This is a genomic window from Azospirillum sp. A23 (assembly GCF_042938965.1).
Lineage (GTDB): Bacteria > Pseudomonadota > Alphaproteobacteria > Azospirillales > Azospirillaceae > Azospirillum > Azospirillum melinis.
The window spans coordinates 1152927-1172963 of the sequence record NZ_CP170667.1 but is presented as its reverse complement, the minus strand read 5'-3'; the positions used below and the strand labels follow the sequence as shown (position 1 = coordinate 1172963).

Genomic DNA, 20037 nt, shown 5'->3' with positions numbered 1-20037 from the left:
ATGCGCATCACGGCCGGAGATCATTGCCATGCAACCCGGAACCGGCATGGCCGAGAGTGTCTCATTGACTTTTGATTCCCCGCAGCGCCGGTGGTTTCCGACAAGGTCGAACTGGAAGGGCCGGACTTCTAAGAACGGTTGAGTGTATAAAATTTTCGGCGATTGTTCAAGATGCGGACATTTTACAAGGTTGCATCGCCCAAACTTGTTTCCGGACAAGCTCGTCATCAAGACGCTGCCATGCCAAATCGTCTTCCGGCAGTCCGAACCGCAGCCAATCCGGCCGTTGCTCGAACCGGCGGACCAGGATTCCGGCTTCGCCCAAGGCACGATAGAGCGCTGGCGCCCGATCGTCCTCGACAAGACGGAACAGGTCCGTCCCGCCAACCACCCGCAATCCGGCTCCCGCCAGCAGCCTGTCCAACTCCGCCGCGGCACCGGTCAGGCGGTTGCGCGTGGCTGCGATCCAACCGCGGTCGCTGAGGGCCGTCGTGGCGATGCTCAGCCCCGGACCGGACACCGCCCAGGGTCCGATGGCCTCGCGCAATGCCGTCGCCAGATCGGCCGGGGCGAGCGCTATGCCCAGGCGCAGCCCCGCCAGCCCGAAGAACTTGCCGAAGGAGCGCAGGATGACCAGCCCCGGACGGCCGGCATGCTCAGCGGCACTGTCGTCCGGCCGCATATCGGCGAAGGCCTCGTCCACCACCAGCCAGCCGCCGCGCGCGGCCTGCGCCGCGGCAAGCTCCAGCAGCCGGGCGACAGGCCAGCGCCGGCCATCGGGGTTGTTGGGGTTGACGACGACCAGCACGTCGGCCTCCGCCACGTCCGCCGCCATCCGCACGTCGTGGCCGGCCAGCGCCCAGCAGCGGGCATGCTCGGCATAGGTCGGCCCCAGCACGGCCACGCTGCCCGGCGCACGCAGCCGCGGCAACAGCTGGATGAGCGCTTGCGACCCGGAGGCCGCGGCAACCAGCTCCGCCGATGGCACGCCATAGCAATCGGCCGCCGCCGCGCGCAGCGCCGCCTCCTCGCCCCGGCCGGGCAGCCGGGTCCAGGCGTCCTGCGGCACCGGCGGCAGCGGATAGGGCCAAGGGTTGATGCCGGTGGACAGATCGACCCACGGCAGCGGCGCACCGGGAAAGGCGGCGCGGGCACCGTCCAGGTCGCCGCCGTGCAAAGGGGCGCCGCCGGTCGCCTCACCCTGCCCCCGCGGGTCCGCCATATGCGGCTTGGTCGCCGGGCTGTCTTCGGCCATGATCGCGCTCCTCATTTCCCCGTCGCGCGGCCAGCGGGCCGCCCCAATCCTGGAACGTCCCTGCCGTGCCGCTGCATCCCTTCCTGCTCGCCACCGCGCTGATCATCGAGGCGGCGGTTGGCTATCCCGATCCACTCTACGCCCGCATCCGTCACCCGGTCGTATGGATCGGAGCGCTTATCGCCCAGTTGGACGGCGCACTCAACCGTGAGACCGACGGTTTCGACCGCCGCAAGGCGTTCGGCGTCCTGGCCGTGCTGGTGCTTCTGCTGACGGTGGGCGGAGTCGCGGTGGCGGTGGCCTGGGCCTGCCGGCTCCTGCCCTTCGGCTGGCTGGTCGAGGCGGCGCTGGCGTCCACCCTGCTGGCCCAGCGCAGCCTGCACGACCATGTGGCGGCGGTCGCCAAGGGCTTCCGCACCGCCGGGCTGGAGGGCGCGCGCAAGGCGGTATCGATGATCGTCGGCCGCAACCCGGCCACGCTGGACGAACCCGCCGTCGCCCGTGCCGCCATCGAGAGCCTTGCCGAGAATTTTTCCGACGGGGTGGTGGCGCCGGCCTTCTGGCTGCTGGTGGGTGGGTTGCCGGGTCTGGCGCTCTACAAGGCGATCAATACGGCGGACAGCATGATCGGCCACCGCACCCCGCGTCACGAAGCCTTCGGCTGGGCAGCGGCACGGCTGGACGATCTGGTCAACCTGCCGGGATCGCGCCTGACCGCCCTTCTGCTGGTGGGTGCCGCCTGGATGACGGGAGGGGCGGATGCGCGGCAGGCCTGGGCGTCGGTCAGGCAGGACGCCCACCGCCACTGTTCCCCCAATGCCGGCTGGCCGGAAGCGGCGATGGCCGGTGCGCTCGACCTGCGGCTGGGCGGGCCGCGGGTCTATGGCGACACCCGAATCGAGGATGTCTGGCTCGGCGCAGGACGCACCGCCGCCACGCCGGACGACATCGGCCGGGCACTGGCACTCTACCGCCGCGCCTGCGTGCTGCTGATCGCCGGGGCGCTGGTGCTGACCGTGCTGGGGTGACTGCTCACCCCCGCCCCGCCCGCCGCACCATCAAGGACAGGCGCCGGCCGACCCGGCGCGCGAACTGACGGACCGCGATCAGCAGCCTGCGTGCGGCGCGGACGGGAGCGGTTTCCTTCAGCCAAGCGAGCCAGGCCGTCACCCGCACATAACCCCAGGCGAACCAGCCGATGGTCAGCAGCTTCGGCTTGGCGATGTGAAACAGCCTCTCCACCAGGGTGATCTTGACCAGTTCCGCCCCGACGATCACAGCGGCACCGGCCATGGGGCGGCCTGTCGCGAACAGCCAGGCGCCGACCGGCTTCGCCGGCTCCAGCAGGGCCAAAGGCACCAGCACGAGGACCAGCGACGGATAAGGTCCAAGCCCCGCCACCCATTGCCCGAATCTCACGAACAGTGGCAGCCGCGCGATCCGGCGGGCGACCGGCCGCACCACCCAATAGGCCAGCGCGTCCAGCAGGAAATACGCGACCGCGAACAGTGTCGCGACCGGGCGTAGCAGGCGGGACAGCAGCCGGCGCGGCGGCGACGGCGGTTCGGGGGAGGCGGGGCGGTTCTGCGCCTCGGGAGGGGGAGTGCTGTTCATTGGAAATATTCCGCCGGAGGTCTTAGGTCCCTTCTACCACGAAGGCGAGCCTTTCGTTCGTGGGAAGGGGCTGGCACCTTCACCCAAATTGTTTCTCTAAACGCACAACCGAGTCCGCTCCCTCCCCGAACGATCCCACACAACAGCCAAATCCACCGTGCCCGGCCATTACGACCCCCTCCTCGTCGCATTATCCTATGTGATCGCCGTGTTCGGCGGTTATGTGGCGCTGGATCTCGCCCATCATTCCCGCGGCGGCACGGCGGACCAATCCCTCGCATCGGACCTTCGGAAAGCGACCGGAAGCGGCCCGAGCGACAAACGGCGGCTTGCCGGTGCGGCGCTGGCACTCGGGGCCGGAATTTGGTCGATGCATTTCATCGGCATGCTCGCCTACCGCAGCGACATGCCCATTGGCTATGATGCCGGGCTGACTGCATTGTCCTTCGTGCTGGCCGTGGGCGTTTCGGGAGCCGGTCTGTTTGCGGTAGCGCGCAACCGCCATACCAACTATTTTAAATTGCTGATCGCAGGAACCCTGACCGGGCTCGGCATTGTCAGCATGCATTATGTGGGAATGGCGGGCATGCGCATGGACATGGACCTGTCATATGACGTGGTTCTGGTCGCCGTTTCGGTGATCGTCGCCATCGTCGCCTCCACCGCGGCCTTGTGGCTGTCCTTCCGCACAAGCCGCCCCCTGCAACGCGCCGCAGGGGCCGTCCTGCTGGGGCTGGGGGTGGTGACGATGCACTACACCGGCATGGCTGCAGCCGGGATGGAGCCGATCACGGAACTGAGCGCCGCGGCCATCGGGGGCGCGGATGCCAGCCGCGCCGCCCTTCCCCACGCGGCGTCCCACTCCGGCCAGGGCATCGCGCTGTCCTCGTCCCTGCTGGCGATCATGACCGGGATGGGGACACTGCTTCTGCTGTCGCTGGCGATGCTGTCGTCGCTGCTCGTCCGCCGGCAGCAGGCGGAACGGTCGGCGGAGCAGGAGGCGCGCTACCGCGCCATCGTCGACACCGCGGTGGACCCCATCGTCCTGATCGACGACCAGGGCATCGTGGAGTCCTTCAACCACGCGGCGGAGAAGACCTTCGGCTACCGGGCCGAGGAGGTGATCGGGCGCAACATCCGCATGCTGATGCCGGAACCCTACCGCAGCGCCCATGACGGATATCTCGACCGTTACCGCCGGACGGGCGAGCGGCGGATCGTCGGGATCGGCCGCGAGGTGGACGGTCTGCGCAAGGACGGTTCCACCTTCCCGCTCGACCTGTCGGTGGGCGAATGGCATGTCGGCAAGCGCCGCATGTACACCGGCATCATGCGCGACATCACCGCCCGCAGGGCGTCGGAGGAAGCGATCCTGCGCGCCCGCGACGAGGCGGAGGCTGCGAAGGTCGAGGCCTTGCAGGCCCGCGACGATGCCCAGCGCGCCGACCGCGCCAAGACCAAGTTCCTGGCCGCCGCCAGCCACGACCTGCGCCAGCCGCTGCAATCGCTGTTCTTCTTCGCCCACGCCCTGTCGGACAAGCTGGAGGATCATCCGGCCGCTCCCCTGCTGGCCAGCATGACCGATTCGCTGAACGGGCTGCGGGTGATGCTGGACAGCCTGCTGGATGTCTCACGCCTGGATGCCGGGGTGGTGAAGCCCAGCGTCACCGATTTCGCGCTCGGCCCCCTGCTGGAGCGGCTGGCGGAGGAATACCGCGTCCGCGCCGCCGAGTCGGGGCTGACGCTGCGCCATGTTCCAACCTCCGCCTGGACCCGCAGCGATCCCGCCCTGCTGGAACGCATCCTGCGCAACCTGATCGAGAACGCCATCCGCTATACCGAACGCGGCGACATCCTGGTCGGCTGCCGGCACCGTGGCGGCGCGTTGCGGCTGGCGGTGCTGGACCAGGGCATCGGCATCCCCGCCGACAAGACCCAGGACATCTTCCAGGAGTTCACCCAGCTCGCCAATCCTGAGCGCGACCGCCGCAAGGGACTTGGGCTGGGGCTTGCCATCGTGCGGCGGCTGGCCGGGCTGCTGGAGCATGAGGTGACGGTGCAATCCGCACCGGGACGCGGCAGCGGCTTCTTCCTCGATATGCCGACAGCGGTTCCGCGCCCCATCCCGAAGCCGGTGCGCGTCCCCGCCGAATTGCCGGACGCCAAGGGGCTGATCGTGGTCGTCGACGACGACACCATCATCCTGCTGAGCATGCGGGCGATGCTGGAGGAATGGGGATACGAGGTGGTCGCCGCGGTCTCCGCCGACGAGGCCATCGCCTCGCTGCTGAATCTCGGCCGGCAGCCGGCGATGATCGTCGCCGACTATCGCCTGCGCGAAGGACGGACGGGGGTGGAGGCGATCCGCGACATCTACGGCGTCTGCGGCGTGCGCGTTCCCGCCGTGGTGCTGACCGGCGACACCGATCCCGCCCGCATCGCCGAGGTCCAGCGCAGCGGCCACCGGCTGATCCACAAGCCCGTCTCCGCCCCGATGCTGCGCGAGATCCTGACCACCGCCGCATAAGGCGGCAGATCTTCCACCCGAATCGGCGGCAGGGACGCGAAAAAGCGCCAGACTCCACCGAAGCAACCCTGGACGGGCCGGCGGCCGGAAGACTAGCATCCGCCGCCCGACCGAGCCTCCCGGCGGCCCCCGCCCGTCGCCGCCCCCTTCTCTTCCACGGACCGTGATGCTGCGCCGTTCCCTGATCCGCGCCGGCGAGACCTGCGCTTTCCAACTCCGCGCCGCCCTGGCGCGTGCGCTGTCCCGCCCGGCCCCGCCCGTTGCCCCGCCTGCCGCTCCGCCCTATGACGGCTATCAGCCGCCGCCCCACCAGACGCAGCAGCCGGTCCAGCATCCGAGTGCGCCGTATCCAGGCGCCCCTTACCCGCAAGCACCGCAACAGCCGGTCTATCCGCCCAACCCTTATCCACCAAATGCGTACCCACCCGGCGCTTATCCGCCGGGTACTTATCCCCCCGCGGCCCATCCCTTGGGTGCGCAGCCGCCCGGCCAGCCCTATCCCCAGCAGCAGCCGGCGCCGCCCTATGGCGTGCGGCCGCAACCGATGCCGCCCCAGCGCCCCCGGCGCCCGCGCCTGCGCCTGCCCCGGGGGCGCTGGGGCAAAGTCGCGGCCGTCGCTGGCGTGCTTGTGCTGCTGCCGCCGGCGGGGCTGCTCGGCACCTATGTGTGGATGCGGGCTCAACAGCCGCAGACCAGCGGCACGGTCGCCATTCCTGGCAACGGCGCTCCGGCCGAGGTCGTGCGGGACAAGCAGGGTGTGGTCCATATCTTCGCCGCGACCGAGCAAGATGCCTACCGGGCGCTGGGCTATGCCCACGCCCAGGACCGCCTGTGGCAGATGGAGACGATGCGCCGGGCCGGGGCCGGCCGGCTGGCCGAACTGATCGGCACCAAATACGGCGACTTCGCGCTCCGCACCGACCGGCTCATGCGCACGCTGGGCGTCCGCCGCGCGGCGGAGGCGATGGCCGCCACCCTGTCGCCCGAAGCCCGCACCGCTTTCGAAGCCTATGCCGAGGGCGTGAACGCCTATCTCGCCACCCGGTCGGAGGGGTTGCCGGTCGAATTCCAGCTTCTGCGTCACACCCCGGAGCCCTGGACCGTCGCCGACAGTCTGGTCTGGGCCAAGCTGATGGCGCTGCAACTGTCCGCCAATTACCGCGACGAGCTGTTCCGCTCCCGCGTGCTGGAACGGCTGTCACCGCAACAGGTCGACGACCTGTTCCCGTCCGACGTTCCGGGCACTCCCACAACGCTGGCCAGCGACCTGCGTGGCATGGATCTGCGGGAAACGGTGCGCCGCACCCTGGCAGCCTTGCCGCAGATGGGTTTCGACACCGCGTCGAACGAATGGGTCCTGACCGGCGCCCGCACCACGACCGGCAAGCCGATCCTCGCCAACGATCCGCATCTGGGGCTGGAAGCGCCGATCCTCTGGTATCTCGCCCGCATCGTCACGCCGGACTTCACCGTCACCGGCGCCACCGTGCCGGGCGTGCCGCTGACCATCCTGGGCCACAACGGCAAGGTCGCCTGGGGCTTCACCACCACCCACAGCGACACCCAGGACCTGTTCGTCGAAAAACCCGACCCGCAGGACCCTGCGCGCTACCTGACCCCCGACGGCAGCCAGCCCTTCGAAACGCGTGCCGAGACCATCGGCATCGCCGGCGAAGCGTCGCAGACGCTGACCGTCCGAACCACGCGGCATGGCCCCATCATCTCCGATCTGGACGCCCCGTCCATCGACGGCAAGGCGCCCGGTCCGGTGCTGGCGCTGTCCTTCCCCGGCCTTGCCGACGACGACACCAGCGCGGAGGCTCTCTATCGCCTGAATCATGCCGGATCGGCGGAGGGCGTGCGCGACGCGCTGCGCCTGCATGTCGCCCCGCAGCAGAACGTCGTCTATGCCGATGTGAGCGGAGAAGTCGGCTTCATCACCCCCGGCCGGGTGCCGATCCGCCGCAAGGGCGATGGCCGCGTGCCGGTTCCCGGATGGACCGGGGAGTATGACTGGACCGGCTTCCTGCCTTATTACGCCCTGCCGCAGTCGGTGAATCCGCCGACCGGGCAGTTCGTCAACGCCAACAACGCGGTGGTCGGGCGCGACTATCCCTATCGCCTCGCCACCGAATGGCCGGATCCCTCGCGCGCCAAGCGCATCGTCGAGATGCTGGGAAGCGGGCGCCATTCGGTCGAGGATGTGGCCCGCCAGCAGATGGACATCGTCTCCCTGCCCGCCCGCGACTTCCTGCCGGAATTGCTGAAATATCCAGTGCCGCCCGGCCTCGCCAGCGACGCGACAGCCCTGCTGCGCGGCTGGGACGGCCGGATCGACCGCAACCGGCCGGAACCGCTGATCTTCGACATGTGGCTGCGGGAACTGGTCCGCGCGGTCTTCGCCGACGAACTGGGCGCCGACTTCGCCTCCTACTGGGATCTGCGGCCGGAGGCGTTGCGCAATGTCCTGAACAATCGGCCGGAATGGTGCGACGACGTCACCACGCCGCAGAAGGAAAGCTGCGCCGACATGATCGGACGCTCTCTGGAAACGGCGGTCAAGGCGCTGGCCGAGCGTCATGGGTCCAGCATGAAGAGCTGGCGCTGGGGCGACGACCACACCGTCGCGCTGGTCCACCGCATGCTGAGCCGCGTGCCGCTGATCGGCGGCAAGGCCGACCTGTCGGTGGAGACCGACGACGATTTCTTCACCGTCAACCGCGGATCGACCACCATCCGTGACCCCGGCAACCCGTTCCGCCATGTCCAGGGCGCCGGGTTCCGCGCGGTCTACGATCTGGCCGACCTCGACAATTCCCGGTTCGTGATCGCCACCGGCCAGTCCGGCAACATCTGGTCCCGCCATTGGGGCGATCTCGTCACCCTGTGGCGCGACGGCGGTTCGTTGCGTATGGCCGGCGACCGTGGCACGCTGGTCTCGGCAGGGGCGGAGGTGCTGACACTCACACCACGCAACACCGGGACAAACACGAAATGACCATAACCTTGGAGGACGTGCGCGCCGCCGCGGCGCGCATCGCGGGGCACCTGTCCCGAACGCCCACGGTTCCGGCTCCCCGCCTGGGGGACATGGCGGATTGCCGGATGCACGTGAAGCTGGAGAACCAGCACGCCACCAGCTCCTTCAAGGAGCGCGGCGCGCTCAACAAGCTGCTGTCGCTGGGCGAGGCGGAGCGCCGCGCCGGCGTCATCGCCATGTCCGCCGGCAACCACGCCCAGGCGGTGGCCTGCCATGCCACGCGGCTGGGCATCCGCTCGACCATCGTCATGCCTGCCTTCACGCCATTCACAAAGGTGGAGCGGACCGAGAATCTGGGCGCCACCGTCGAACTGCATGGCGAGACGCTGAGCGAGGCCGCCGCCTTCGCCCATGAGCTGGCGGCGCGTGACGGGCTGACCTTCGTCCATCCCTATGACGACCCGCTGGTGGCCGCCGGCCAGGGCACCGCGGCGCTGGAACTGCTGGAGGATGTGCCGGACCTCGACGTGCTGGTGGTGCCCATCGGCGGCGGCGGGCTGATCTCCGGCATGGCGACAGCGGCCAAGGCGCTGCGGCCGGATCTGGAGATCGTCGGGGTTCAGTGCAGCCTCTACCCGGCGGTGCGTCAGGCGCTGGCCGGCCAGCCGATCACCTGCGGCGGTGCGACCGTGGCGGAAGGCATCGCGGTCAAGGCGCCCGGCGCCCTGACCCTGCCGATCATCCGCGCCCTGGTCGACGACGTGGTGGAGGTGGGAGAGGCCCGGCTGGAGGAAGCGGTCTACCGCCTCGCCACCGTGCAGAAGCTGGTCGCCGAGGGCGCCGGAGCGGCGGCGCTGGCCGCGGTTCTGGAGGATCCGCAGCGCTACCGCGGCCGCAAGGTCGGGATCGTGCTGTCGGGCGGCAACATCGACTCCCGCATCATGGCGCAGGTGCTGATGCGCGGGCTGGTCTATGAGGGCCGCATCGTCCGCCTGCGCATCGGCATCACCGACGCGCCCGGCGCGCTCGCCCGCGTCACCCGCCTGCTGGGCGAGGCTGGTGCCAACATCGTCGAGGTTCACCACCAGCGCCTGTTCCACAATGTGCCGGTCAAGATGGCGGAAGTGGACGTCGTGCTGGAAACCCGCAACCAGACCCATGTCGATGCGCTGATCGCCAGGATGAAGGACGCCGGCTATCCGACCAGCCTGATGATGGAGGTCGGGTAAGCCCCCACCCCGTCAGATGCTGTAATTGTCCGCGATCTCGGAGCGGAGCTGCTCCACCTGATCGCGGAACACCGCCCCGTCCCGGCCGGCGCTGTTGCGCACGTCGCGCACCACGCGGGCCGGGGTGCCGCCCAGCACGATGATGCGGTCGGCCAGATGCACCGCCTCTTCCAGATCATGGGTAACGAACAGAACGGTCTTGCCGGTCTCCTGATGGATGCGGCGCAGCTCGTCCTGCAAGTTGTGGCGGGTGATGGCGTCGAGCGCGCCGAACGGTTCGTCCATCAGCAGGATGTCCGGGTCGACCGCCATGGCGCGGGCGATGCCGATGCGCTGGCGTTGTCCGCCCGACAGCTCGTAGGGCCAGCGGCGGGCATAGCCGTCGAGCCGCACGAGCTTCAGCGCGGCTTCCGCCCGCTGGCGGCGCTCGTCGCGGCTGACCGGCAGGCCTTCCAGCCCGAATTCCACATTGCGGATCACCCGGCGCCAAGGCAGCAGGCGGGAGTCCTGGAACACCAGACCCACCGGGCGATGGCCGGGACGCTGGTCCTGATGGATGGTGACGCCGCCGCTGCGCGCGGTGTGCAGTCCGGCGACAACGCGCAGCAGGGTCGACTTGCCGACGCCGGACGGACCGACGATAGCCACGAAGCTGCCACGCTCGACCGACAGGTTGACATCGACCAGAACCGGCGGAGCGTCCTTGCCGTAGCCGATGGACACGTCCTCGAGGTCGATGACCGAGGCGGTTGCGGTCTTGGAAAGGGTCACCGCTGCCATGAGAGCACCCGCGACTGGACTTGCATGAACAGGAAATCCGATACGCCGTAGAGCAGCGCGATGGTGACCATGTAGAGCACGACGATGTGGGTCGCCAGCAGGCCCGACGCCTCCATCATCCGCATGCCGAGGCCGGAGATGCCGAAAAGTTCGGCCGCGACAACGGTCATCCAGCCCTGCCCCAGCCCGGCGCGCAGCCCCGACAGGATGCCCGGCAAGGCACCCGGCAGGATGATCTTGAACAGGCGCGGGATCAGCCCGCCCTGGCCGAAGGCGTAGCCAAGCTCGATCAGGTCCTTGTCCACCCCGCGTACCGCGGCATAGCTGGCGTAGTAATTGATCCAGAACACCGTCAACGCGATCAGGAAGGACGCCGCCCCCTCGCTGACGCCGAACCAGATGATGGCGAAGGGGATCCAGGCGATGGCCGGGATCGGGCGCAGCATGCGCACGACCCAGGCCTGGAAGGCGTCCCACTTGCCCCACAGCGCGGCGGCCGTACCGAACGACACGCCGAGGAAAGTGCCCAGCGACAGCCCGACCAGATAGTGCGACAGGCTGGCCAGCACCATCGCCTGCCAAGTGCCGCTGTTGAACTCGGTCAGGAAGGCGGCGGGCACCGCGCTCGGCGACGGCAGCAGCCGGGCCGGCACGACGCCGCTGCGCGCCACCGCTTCCCACGCCAGCAGGAAGACGATGACGCCCAGCGCCGACAGGGCGATCTTGTTGTAGGTCTTCATCGGCTTGTCGATGTCCCTGGCCCGGTCGGTTTACTTGACCGCGGCGTCGTAGAAGCTGAAGTCGAAGGCCTCGGCCACCGGAACCGTCTCGGAAGCCGAGCCGATCTCCTTGGTGTAGGCCATCATCTGCTCGACCGCCGGGACGACCTTGTGCGGATCGGCAACGAACTTCGACCCCGGCCCCTTGAAGGCGGCCTCCAGCGTCGCCGGCTCCATCAGGCCCTTGCCGAGATAGTTGTTCACGATCTTGGCGGAGCCGGCCGGGTCCTTGGCGATCAGATCGACCGCGCGGATGTGTGCCTTGACCAGCGCTTTGATGGCGTCGGGGTTCTTCTTCAGCACCTCGGCACGGGCGGAAACCACGGTGCCGGGCTGGTCCGGGAACATCTGGGCGCCGGTGGCGAGCAGCACGACGTTCGGGTCCATCTGCTGGGTGACGGTCACCGTCGGCTCGCGGATGGTGGCGGCGTCGAGCGCGCCGGCCAGCAGGGCCTGCTGAGTCTTCTCGATGCCCATCGGCACCAGCTCGACATCGGCCGGATCGACCTTCACCACCTTGAACAGCCAGTGCTTCAGCACGGTGTCGGGGACCGAGCCCGGCGGCTGGGTGCCGATCTTCGGCTTGCGGCCGTTGTCGGCAGCAAATTTCTTAAAGGATTCCGCGGTCGGGGTGGTGCCCACCGCCTTGGCGAAGGGACCGCGGGCGGCGACCACCATCTCCTCCACCGCCGAGTTGGCGATAACGGAGACATCGACGCCCTTGGTGCGGGCGACCAGCACGGGGGCGACGCCGGCATAGAGCAGGTCGATCTGGCCGGCAGCCATCGCCTGGATCGCGTGCGGGCCGGATTCGAAACGGGTCAGCTTCAGCGCGATCCCGGCCTCCTTGGCCCAGCCCTGCCCGTCGACGATGAACAGCGGCGATGCCGCCAGAATGGGAATGTAGCCGATTTCCAGCTTCACCGGGTCGGCGGCGTGCGCGGTGCCTGGCATGACGGCAGCGGTCGACGCGGCAGCCGACGCGAGGGCGACCAGGGCGGCAAGGGTGGAGCGACGGGTCAAGCGGAGCATCGGATCGTCCTCGGCTAAGGTTCCGACGCTATTTAGCACGGTTGCCCGAATGGGGAAGAGAGATTTCCACATAACAGGAAAAGGGAATTAGCAATTTAACACGTTAGAATCGTGTTATCCTTGGACCGAAGCCGCCTGGAACCGCGGAAAATGTGGGTTCGGCGCGGCGCTGGCGGTTCGGCTTCAGGTCTCGGTCAGCAGATAAAGCGAGACGCCGCAGAGCGAGACTCCCACCATCAGGATCGCCATGGCGATGCGCGTCCAGAGCGTGATGTGCGAATCGAGCGGGTCGGAGAGATCGTCGTCATCCATGGTCGGGTTTCCGTCACTGTGGGGGAGCCGGCGGCAAGCAGACCGCCGGCTTTCGGTGACGGTAAGCGTTAGCGGTGCCGTGTTGCGGCGATGTGTCCCGCGAACGGTTCTGTGTAACGCTTGGTAACCGTGCCCCCCGGTCGATCCAGGCTGGACGTTACAGGCTGGACGTTACAGGCCCTCCACCACGATCATCTTGAAATCGGCGGCGTCGCGCCGGGCCTCGCGGGCCTTGCGGTATTCCGGGCTGTCGTAAAAGGCCTTGGCGGCCGCAACGTCCGGGAATTCGAGGATGACGATGCGGTTGGGCTGCCAGCCGCCTTCCAGCACCGCCGTCTCGCCGCCACGGCTGAGAAAACGTCCGCCATTCCTGGCAATCGCGTCGGGGGTCAGCGACTTGTAGACCTCATAGGCGACCGGGTCGGTCACGCGCACGTCGGCGATGATGTAGGCGGTCATCGGTTCCACATCCTCATTTATGGTCTTTGAGCCCAAAAGAAACGGGCGCGGGAAGCCTCGCCTCCCGCGCCCGGTCCGGTCAACCGCTTGGTGAACCGATCAGGCTTCCATCGCCTTGACAACCTCTTCGGTGACCTTCTTGGCGTCGCCGAACAGCATCATCGTGTTGGGGCGGAAGAACAGCTCGTTCTCGACACCGGCATAGCCGGCGGCCATGCCGCGCTTGATGAAGAACACGGTCTTGGCCTTCTCCACATCCAGGATCGGCATGCCGTAGATGGGCGAGGTCGGATCGGTCTTGGCCGCCGGGTTGGTCACGTCATTGGCGCCGATGACAAAGGCGACATCCGCTGTGCCGAAGTCGCGGTTGATGTCCTCCAGCTCGAACACCTCGTCGTACGGCACGTTGGCCTCGGCCAGCAGCACGTTCATGTGACCGGGCATGCGGCCCGCCACCGGATGGATGGCGTACTTCACATCCACGCCCTCATGCTTCAGCACATCGGCCATCTCACGCAGGGCGTGCTGGGCCTGGGCCACCGCCATGCCGTAGCCGGGGACGATGATGACCGACTGGGCGTTCTTCATGATGTAGGCGGCATCCTCCGCCGAGCCGGCCTTGACCGAACCCTGCGGACCCTTGGCGGGACCGCCGGCCGCGGCACTCTCGCCGCCAAAGCCGCCGAGGATGACGTTGAAGATCGAGCGGTTCATGCCCTTGCACATGATGTAGGACAGGATCGCGCCCGAGGAGCCCACCAGCGCGCCGGTGATGATCAGCAGGTTGTTCTGCAGTGTGAAGCCGATGCCGCAGGCCGCCCAGCCCGAGTAGCTGTTCAGCATCGAGATAACCACCGGCATGTCGGCGCCGCCGATCGGCAGGATCAGCAGGAAGCCCAGCGCCAGCGCCACGACGACGATCAGCCACATCGCAGCGTCGGCGTTCGACTGCACCAGCCAGATGATCAAAATGACGGTCAGCACGCCGAGCGCCGCGTTCAGCGGATGCTGCATCGGGAAGACCAGCGGCTTGCCGGTGACCAGACCCTGGAGCTTGGCGAAGGCGACGATGGAGCCGGTGAAGGTGATCGCGCCGACCGCGGTGCCCAGCGCCATTTCGATCAGCGAGCCCTTGGCGATGGCGCCGCGGAGGCCGATGCCGTAGGCCTCCGGCGAATAGAAGGCGGCGAGCGCCACGAAGACGGCGGCCAGACCGACCAGCGAGTGGAAGGCGGCGACCAGCTGCGGCAGCGCCGTCATCTCGATCTTCTTGGCCACCACATAGCCGATGGCGCCGCCGATGGCGATGCCGAGCACGATCATCCAGTAGGACTGGACGATGGGCGAGGCCAGCGTGGTCAGGATGGCGATGGTCATGCCGACCATGCCGTAGATGTTGCCCTGGCGCGAGGTCTCCGGGCTGGAGAGCCCGCGCAGCGCCATGATGAAGCAGATGGAAGCAACGAGATAGAGAAGGGCCGACAAGGTTTCCATGGTCTTACTTGCCCTTCTTCTTGAACATGGAGAGCATGCGCTGGGTCACGAGGAAGCCGCCGAAGATATTGACGGATGCCAGGATGACGGCGAGGAAGCCGAGGACCTTGGAGAAGCCGAAACCGGCCGGGCCGGCGGCGACCAGCGCGCCGACGATGATGACCGACGACACGGCGTTGGTGACGGCCATCAGCGGCGAATGCAGGGCCGGGGTGACGCGCCAGACGACGTAATAGCCGACGAAGCAGGCCAGCACGAGCACCGTCAGGCCGGTGACGAAGAAGCTGCCATGACCGCCGGCGACCTCCGCGGCGGGCTGGGCCGCATGCGCGACCTGGGCGGCCAGCTGGTCGGCCTGCTGGCCGAGCGCCGCGAGGTTCGCCTTGAGCTCGGCAATACGGGCGGACAGTTGAGTCTGATCCATTGCGGTAAGTCTCCTCGGGCGCCCGGTCAGCCGGCGAAGGCGGGGTGAACGACGGCGCCGTCGCGGGTCAGCGCGATGGCCTTGACGATCTCGTCGTCCCAGTTGACGGCCACACCGGTGTCCTTGCCGTGCAGCGAGGTCAGCAGCGCCAGCAGGTTCTTGGCGTAGAGCAGCGAGGCGCTCTCGGCGATGCGGCTGGCGTAGTTGGCATGGCCGACGATCTTCACGCCGTTGGCCGTGGTCACCACCTCGCCCAGCTTGGCGCCCTCGACGTTGCCGCCCTGCTCCACCGCCAGATCGATGATCACCGAGCCCGGCTTCATCGACGCCACATGCTCCGCCGTCACCAGGATCGGCGCCTTGCGGCCGGGGATCAGTGCGGTGGTGATGACGAGGTCCTGCTTCTTGATGTGCTCGGCGACCAATGCTGCCTGCTGGCGCTTGTAGTCGTCGGACATCTCCTTGGCATAACCGCCGGCGGTTTCGGCCTGTTTGAACTCGTCGTTCTCGACGGCGACGAAGCTGCCGCCCAGCGACTGCACCTGCTCCTTCACCGCCGGGCGCACGTCGGTGGCCGAGACGATGGCGCCGAGGCGCTTGGCGGTGGCGATGGCCTGGAGGCCGGCGACGCCGACGCCCATGATGAAGGCACGGGCCGGCGGCACGGTGCCGGCGGCGGTCATCATCATCGGGAAGGCGCGGCCATACTCGCTGGCGGCATCGACGACGGCCTTGTAGCCGGCGAGGTTGGCCTGGGAGGACAACACGTCCATGACCTGGGCGCGGGTGATGCGCGGCATGAACTCCATGGCGAAGGCGTTCACGCCGGCATCGGCGTAGGCCTTCACATGGTCGCGGCTGTTGTAGGGATTGAGGATGGCGAACAGCAGCGTGCCCTTGGCCATCAGCGCCAGCTCGTCGACTTCCCCCTCGCCGGAGATCAGCGGACGCTGGACCTTCAGCACGATGTCGGCATCGGCCAGCGCCGAAGCCTGGTCGGCGGCGATGGCGGCCCCCGCCGCCTCATAGGCCGCGTCGGTGATGCTGGAGCCGAGGCCGGCCCCGCTCTCCACCACCACGTCCAGTCCCAACCCCTTCAGTTTCTTCACCGTTTCCGGTGAGGCGGCCACGCGAAGTTCGCCCGCACGTCGCTCCTTTGGAATGGCGACTTTCATTAGATAAAACTCCCCTGCCTCAAATACGCCGATCCCGGCATCCCCCATGGGTTATCGGCACAGACGACGCGCATACATGCCGGATCCATGTGACTTTGTGAAGCCGAACCCACCGATGGTAATACCAGCCTATTGGGTGCGCCGCAACAAAGGGAATGGCTGCGTAGGCCTATCGTACGATTGTTTCATGCAAACAGACAAATCAGCCACGGGCTGTTCAAATTCCGGCGACGCTTTCGCTTGTACGAAGGAGTCGCCGCGACGCGATGACGCAGCCGTGCCCCTGCCGTGCACCGGCGCGGCACATCGCCGGCTTGCCATTCCCCCCGCCCGCCGATATTGTCCCGCCCCGTTCACGAACACCCCCATCGTTTGAGGTTTTGCCATGTCCGACGTCGGCGGCATCGCGGCGGATCGCCTGAAGTCCTTTGTCGAGCGCATCGAGCGTCTCGAAGAGGAAAAGCGCGGTCTGCAGGAAGACATCAAGGAAGTCTACGCCGAGGCGAAGGGCACCGGTTTCGACACCAAGATCATCCGGCAGATCATTCGCCTGCGGAAGATGGACAAGGCCGACCGCCAGGAGCAGGAAGCCATCCTGGAACTCTACAAGGAAGCGCTGGGCATGGTGGAGTGACGGGTTTCCCGCCACTCTCCCAGCTTACAGGATTTGCGGACGCGGCGGCCCCTTCAGGCCGCCGCTTCGCGTTCCGGCACCTCGGCGGCACGCCCGGCCAGCGTCTCCATGACGTTGGCAACGAGCGCCAGCCCAGCCCCTCCATTGGCCCCACCGCCGGCGGCCCCGTCCAGCGTCAGGATCGATTCGGGATGGAACTGCACGGCGGCCAGCGGCAGCGACCGGTGCTCGATCGCCATCACCGTCCCGTCCTCCGTCTCCGCCGTCACCCGCAGGTCCGGCGGCAGGCTGTCGCGCCGCGCCACCAGCGAATGATACCGGCCGGCCCGCATCCCCTGCGGCAGCCCGTCGAAGAGCCCGCTCCCCTGGTGACGCAAGCTTGAAGCCTTGCCATGCATCGGCTCCGGCAGGCGGTCCAGCGCCGCACCGAAATGCTCGACCATGCCTTGCAGTCCCAGGCAAACGCCGAACACCGGCACGCCGAGATCGAGCGCTGCCTGCACGCTGCCGCCGACATCGAAATCGGCCGGCCTCCCCGGTCCCGGCGACAGCACCAGCAGGTCGGGCGGATCGTTGCGCAGAGCGGCACGCGCGTGGGTGTGACGCAGCGTCGTGACGCTGGCGCCGGTCTGCCGGAAATAGTCGGCCAGCGTATGGACGAAGCTGTCGTCATGATCGACCAGCAGCACCCGCTTGCCCTCGCCACTCCCTTGCCCGCTCCGCCGGACACCGCTCTCAACCACCGACAGCCGGGGGCCGGCACCGCGCACCGCGTCGAGGAAGGCCGACACCTTCAGCCTGCACTCGGCGTCCTCGGCATCCGGATCGCTGTCGGACAGCAGGGTGGCGCCGGCGCGGACGAAGGCAACCCCGTCCTTCATGCGGATGGTGCGCAGGGTCAGCCCGGTGTCCATCCCGCCGTCGAAGCCGATGCGTCCGAACGCCCCGCCGTACCAGCGGCGCGGCGAATGTTCGGTATCCTCCAGGAACTGCATGGCCCAGCGCTTGGGCGCGCCGGTCACCGTCACCGCCCAGCTGTGGGTGAGAAAGGCATCCAGCGCGTCGAAGCCATGGCGCAGGCGTCCTTCCACATGATCGACGGTGTGGATCAGTCGGGAGTACAGCTCGATCATCCGCCGGCCGATCACGCGGACGGAGCCGGGTTCGCACACCCGCGCCTTGTCGTTGCGATCGACGTCGGTGCACATGGTCAGTTCCGCCGCATCCTTGGCCGAGTTCAGCAGCGCCAGGATCTGCGTCGCGTCGGTCAGCGCATTGGTTCCGCGCGCCACGGTGCCGGAGATCGGGCAGGTCTCCACCCGCCCCTGGCCGACGCGCACATACATTTCCGGACTGGCGGCGACCAGGAACTCGCCATCGCCAAGATTGATCAGCGCCTCGTACGGAGCGGGGTTGGCGGTGCGCAGACGGCGGAAGATCGTGGCCGGGCTGTCGGCACAAGGCTCGGCGAAGGTCTGGCCGGGGACGACCTCGAACAGATCGCCGCGGTTGAAGGCCTCCTTTGCCGCCCGCACCACCTGCTGGTATTCGCCGGGGGCATGGTCGCACTCCGCGGCGGCGTTGGTATCGGAACGATAGCCGTGGACCCGCCCGCCACCCGCGATGCCCTCGGTCGAGACGCCGTCCACCACGAACTCGTAGGCGAAGCGGCGCGCCACCCCGGCGGCATGGTCGACCACCAGTAGCCGGTCGGGCAGATACAGCACAAGGTCGCGCTGGTCGTCCGGCCGCACCAGCCGGCGGCTGATCGGCTCGAACTGGAAAGCGAGATCGTAGCCGAAGGCGCCATAAAGCCCCAGGAACGGCTCGTCCGGGCAGGCGAACAGTGCCATCAGCGCCCGCAGCACGCTGAAAACGGAAGGCTGGCGGCTGCGCTCCTCCTCGACGAAGCCCCCGACCGGCCGGCGTATCAGGGCGGTGACCCGACCGGCAGTGACCTCCAGCCCGACAAGCGCCTCATGCCCGTCCAACGCCCCGGCCACGGCAGGCAGCAGCAGCCGGCCCCGCGGGTTCAGCGCATCGATGCGCACGGTCCGGCCGCGGGCGGTCACCGACAGCGGCGGATCGACGAAGCCCAGCGCCTGACGCCGGTAGCGGCCGGGCGCCTCCACCCCGCCGGACAGCAGCAGCCCGCGCCGCTCGTCGAGCGCAGTGACCAGCGCATCGATCGCCTCGGCCGGCACAACCGGCTCGGCAGTGCGGTGCAGACCGAGGCCACCGCCGGTCTTGGCCGCGAACGGATCGAGGAAGGCAGGATCGGCAAGGAACAGGTGGGACGGGATCATGACGGCGGTGCTCCGGTTCGGGCGTCTTTTCGGTGACGCCGCCCGGTGCTTCCGCCTGCCTGTCCGTTCTTCCGCTGGGTGACCCGTTGTGACGGATCAGGAAAAAGGCCGCTCCGGATGCACCGGGCGGCCTTTTGTTCTCAATCCACGCTCACGCGCGTCGCCAGGCCGGCCCGTTGGAGACGGGCCACCACCAATGCTGCGACAGGAGGGGCGAGGAGATATTCATGACCGCAACCGCAACACAGGACGGGGCTGCCTGTCAAGTGCTCCCTTCAAGCGTTCCCTGTGTCACGCCCGGTCCTGCGGCGGGGCGACGGCGTAGCTGCTGAGGTCCTCCTTGCGGCGTTCGTCCGACGGCAGACGGCCCTTGACCAGGAAGCTGATGTTCTCCGCCACGTTGGTGGCATGGTCGCCGATGCGCTCGATCGACTTGGCGGCGAACAGCAAGTGGGTGCAGCCGGTGATCTGCGCCGGCGTCTCCATCATGTAGGTCAGGAACTCGCGGAACAGCGCGGTGTAGGCGGCGTCCACCTCCCCGTCGCGGTCACGGACGGAGGTGGCAAGCTCCGGGTTCTGTTCGGTATAAGCGCGGCGCATGTCGCCGATCATCGCCTGCACCATCCGCCCCATGCGGACCAGGGAGGCGACCGGGGGAGCCACCGGCAGGGTCGACAGCGTGACCGCGCGCTTGGCGACCGATCCGGCGAAATCGCCCATGCGCTCCAGATTGGAGGCGATCTTCAACGCCGCGACGATCTCGCGCAGATCCTTCGCCATCGGCTGGCGCAAGGCCAGCAGGCGGACGGTCATCGCCTCCACCTCCGCCTCCAGCCGGTCGATCTCGGCATCGCCCTTCAGAACCTCACCGGCGATGTCGGCATCGGGACCGGCCAGCGAATCGAGCGCCAGCCCGACCTGCCGCTCCACCAGTTCGCTCATGCGGTCGATGGCGCTGCGCAAGGCCGCCAGTTCGGTGTCGAAAGCCGCAAGCGTGTGTCCACCCGACATGATCCCCAACTCCTTGTTCTCACTTG

General features: G+C 68.0%; 17 protein-coding genes. 5 read left to right on the top strand and 12 right to left on the bottom strand.

From position 1 onward, the window contains the following. Window positions 1-166: 166 nt before the first annotated feature. Window positions 167-1255 (bottom strand): threonine-phosphate decarboxylase CobD, encoded by a 1089-nt coding sequence (cobD, locus tag ABNQ40_RS22910; protein WP_109052192.1) that lies wholly within the window; start codon window positions 1253-1255, stop codon window positions 167-169. Window positions 1256-1320: 65 nt separating this feature from the next. Between cobD and cbiB the strand changes: the two genes are divergently transcribed. Further along, a complete protein-coding gene (cbiB, locus tag ABNQ40_RS22905) occupies window positions 1321-2283 on the top strand; it encodes an adenosylcobinamide-phosphate synthase CbiB (protein ID WP_109052193.1) in 963 nt (320 codons plus the stop codon). Between the two features lie 4 nt (window positions 2284-2287). Here cbiB and ABNQ40_RS22900 read toward each other — a convergent pair whose 3' ends face one another. After that, window positions 2288-2869 carry a hypothetical protein gene (locus ABNQ40_RS22900; protein WP_109052194.1) on the bottom strand — a complete coding sequence of 194 codons (582 nt, stop codon included), beginning with the start codon at window positions 2867-2869 and terminating at the stop codon, window positions 2288-2290. Window positions 2870-3068: 199 nt separating this feature from the next. Here ABNQ40_RS22900 and ABNQ40_RS22895 point away from each other — a divergent pair, with 199 nt between their 5' ends. The 3 genes from ABNQ40_RS22895 (at window position 3069) to ABNQ40_RS22885 (ending at window position 9605) form a co-directional block, all read left to right on the top strand. Continuing rightward, complete coding sequence (locus ABNQ40_RS22895) at window positions 3069-5396, top strand: MHYT domain-containing protein (protein ID WP_391349009.1); 2328 nt, start codon at window positions 3069-3071, stop codon at window positions 5394-5396. A 166-nt stretch (window positions 5397-5562) separates the two neighbouring features. Continuing rightward, the gene (locus ABNQ40_RS22890; RefSeq protein WP_391349007.1) at window positions 5563-8394 is read left to right on the top strand and encodes a penicillin acylase family protein; all 2832 of its coding nucleotides are present in this window, start codon (window positions 5563-5565) and stop codon (window positions 8392-8394) included. Then, entirely contained in the window at window positions 8391-9605 is a 1215-nt protein-coding gene (locus tag ABNQ40_RS22885) for a threonine ammonia-lyase (protein WP_109052197.1), read from the top strand. Before ABNQ40_RS22890 ends, ABNQ40_RS22885 begins: the two co-directional genes overlap by 4 nt. A 12-nt stretch (window positions 9606-9617) precedes the next feature. On the opposite strand, the gene ABNQ40_RS22880 is transcribed toward ABNQ40_RS22885, so the two are convergent. From ABNQ40_RS22880 to ABNQ40_RS22845, 8 genes are all read right to left on the bottom strand, one after another. Continuing rightward, window positions 9618-10385, bottom strand: coding sequence for an ABC transporter ATP-binding protein (locus ABNQ40_RS22880; protein ID WP_109052198.1), 768 nt, complete (start codon window positions 10383-10385; stop codon window positions 9618-9620). Continuing rightward, window positions 10373-11125, bottom strand: a complete 753-nt coding sequence (locus ABNQ40_RS22875) for an ABC transporter permease (protein ID WP_109052199.1) — start codon at window positions 11123-11125, stop codon at window positions 10373-10375. Before ABNQ40_RS22875 ends, ABNQ40_RS22880 begins: the two co-directional genes overlap by 13 nt. 30 nt (window positions 11126-11155) lie before the next feature. After that, a complete protein-coding gene (locus ABNQ40_RS22870; protein WP_391349003.1) occupies window positions 11156-12196 on the bottom strand; it encodes an ABC transporter substrate-binding protein in 1041 nt (346 codons plus the stop codon). A 183-nt stretch (window positions 12197-12379) separates the two neighbouring features. Continuing rightward, entirely contained in the window at window positions 12380-12508 is a 129-nt protein-coding gene (locus ABNQ40_RS22865) for a hypothetical protein (RefSeq protein ID WP_282187234.1), read from the bottom strand. A gap of 171 nt (window positions 12509-12679) precedes the next feature. Next, window positions 12680-12967: a DUF1330 domain-containing protein gene (locus ABNQ40_RS22860; protein WP_109052201.1), complete on the bottom strand. Its 288-nt coding sequence runs from the start codon at window positions 12965-12967 to the stop codon at window positions 12680-12682. Window positions 12968-13066: 99 nt separating this feature from the next. After that, window positions 13067-14461 (bottom strand): NAD(P)(+) transhydrogenase (Re/Si-specific) subunit beta, encoded by a 1395-nt coding sequence (locus ABNQ40_RS22855; RefSeq protein WP_391349001.1) that lies wholly within the window; start codon window positions 14459-14461, stop codon window positions 13067-13069. A 4-nt stretch (window positions 14462-14465) separates the two neighbouring features. After that, window positions 14466-14885 (bottom strand): NAD(P) transhydrogenase subunit alpha, encoded by a 420-nt coding sequence (locus ABNQ40_RS22850; protein ID WP_391348998.1) that lies wholly within the window; start codon window positions 14883-14885, stop codon window positions 14466-14468. A 26-nt stretch (window positions 14886-14911) separates the two neighbouring features. Then, the gene (locus tag ABNQ40_RS22845) at window positions 14912-16060 is read right to left on the bottom strand and encodes a Re/Si-specific NAD(P)(+) transhydrogenase subunit alpha (RefSeq protein ID WP_391348997.1); all 1149 of its coding nucleotides are present in this window, start codon (window positions 16058-16060) and stop codon (window positions 14912-14914) included. 385 nt (window positions 16061-16445) lie between these two features. On the opposite strand from ABNQ40_RS22845, the gene ABNQ40_RS22840 reads away from it, so the two are divergent. Then, window positions 16446-16694, top strand: coding sequence for a DUF2312 domain-containing protein (locus ABNQ40_RS22840; RefSeq protein WP_012973951.1), 249 nt, complete (start codon window positions 16446-16448; stop codon window positions 16692-16694). Between the two features lie 53 nt (window positions 16695-16747). Here the strand turns inward: ABNQ40_RS22840 and ABNQ40_RS22835 are convergent, their stop codons facing one another. Together ABNQ40_RS22835 and phoU are read right to left on the bottom strand one after the other, a co-directional pair. Then, entirely contained in the window at window positions 16748-19000 is a 2253-nt protein-coding gene (locus ABNQ40_RS22835) for an anthranilate synthase (protein WP_109051705.1), read from the bottom strand. Window positions 19001-19291: 291 nt separating this feature from the next. Next, the gene (gene phoU, locus ABNQ40_RS22830) at window positions 19292-20011 is read right to left on the bottom strand and encodes a phosphate signaling complex protein PhoU (protein WP_109491169.1); all 720 of its coding nucleotides are present in this window, start codon (window positions 20009-20011) and stop codon (window positions 19292-19294) included. Between the last annotated feature and the right edge of the window lie 26 nt (window positions 20012-20037).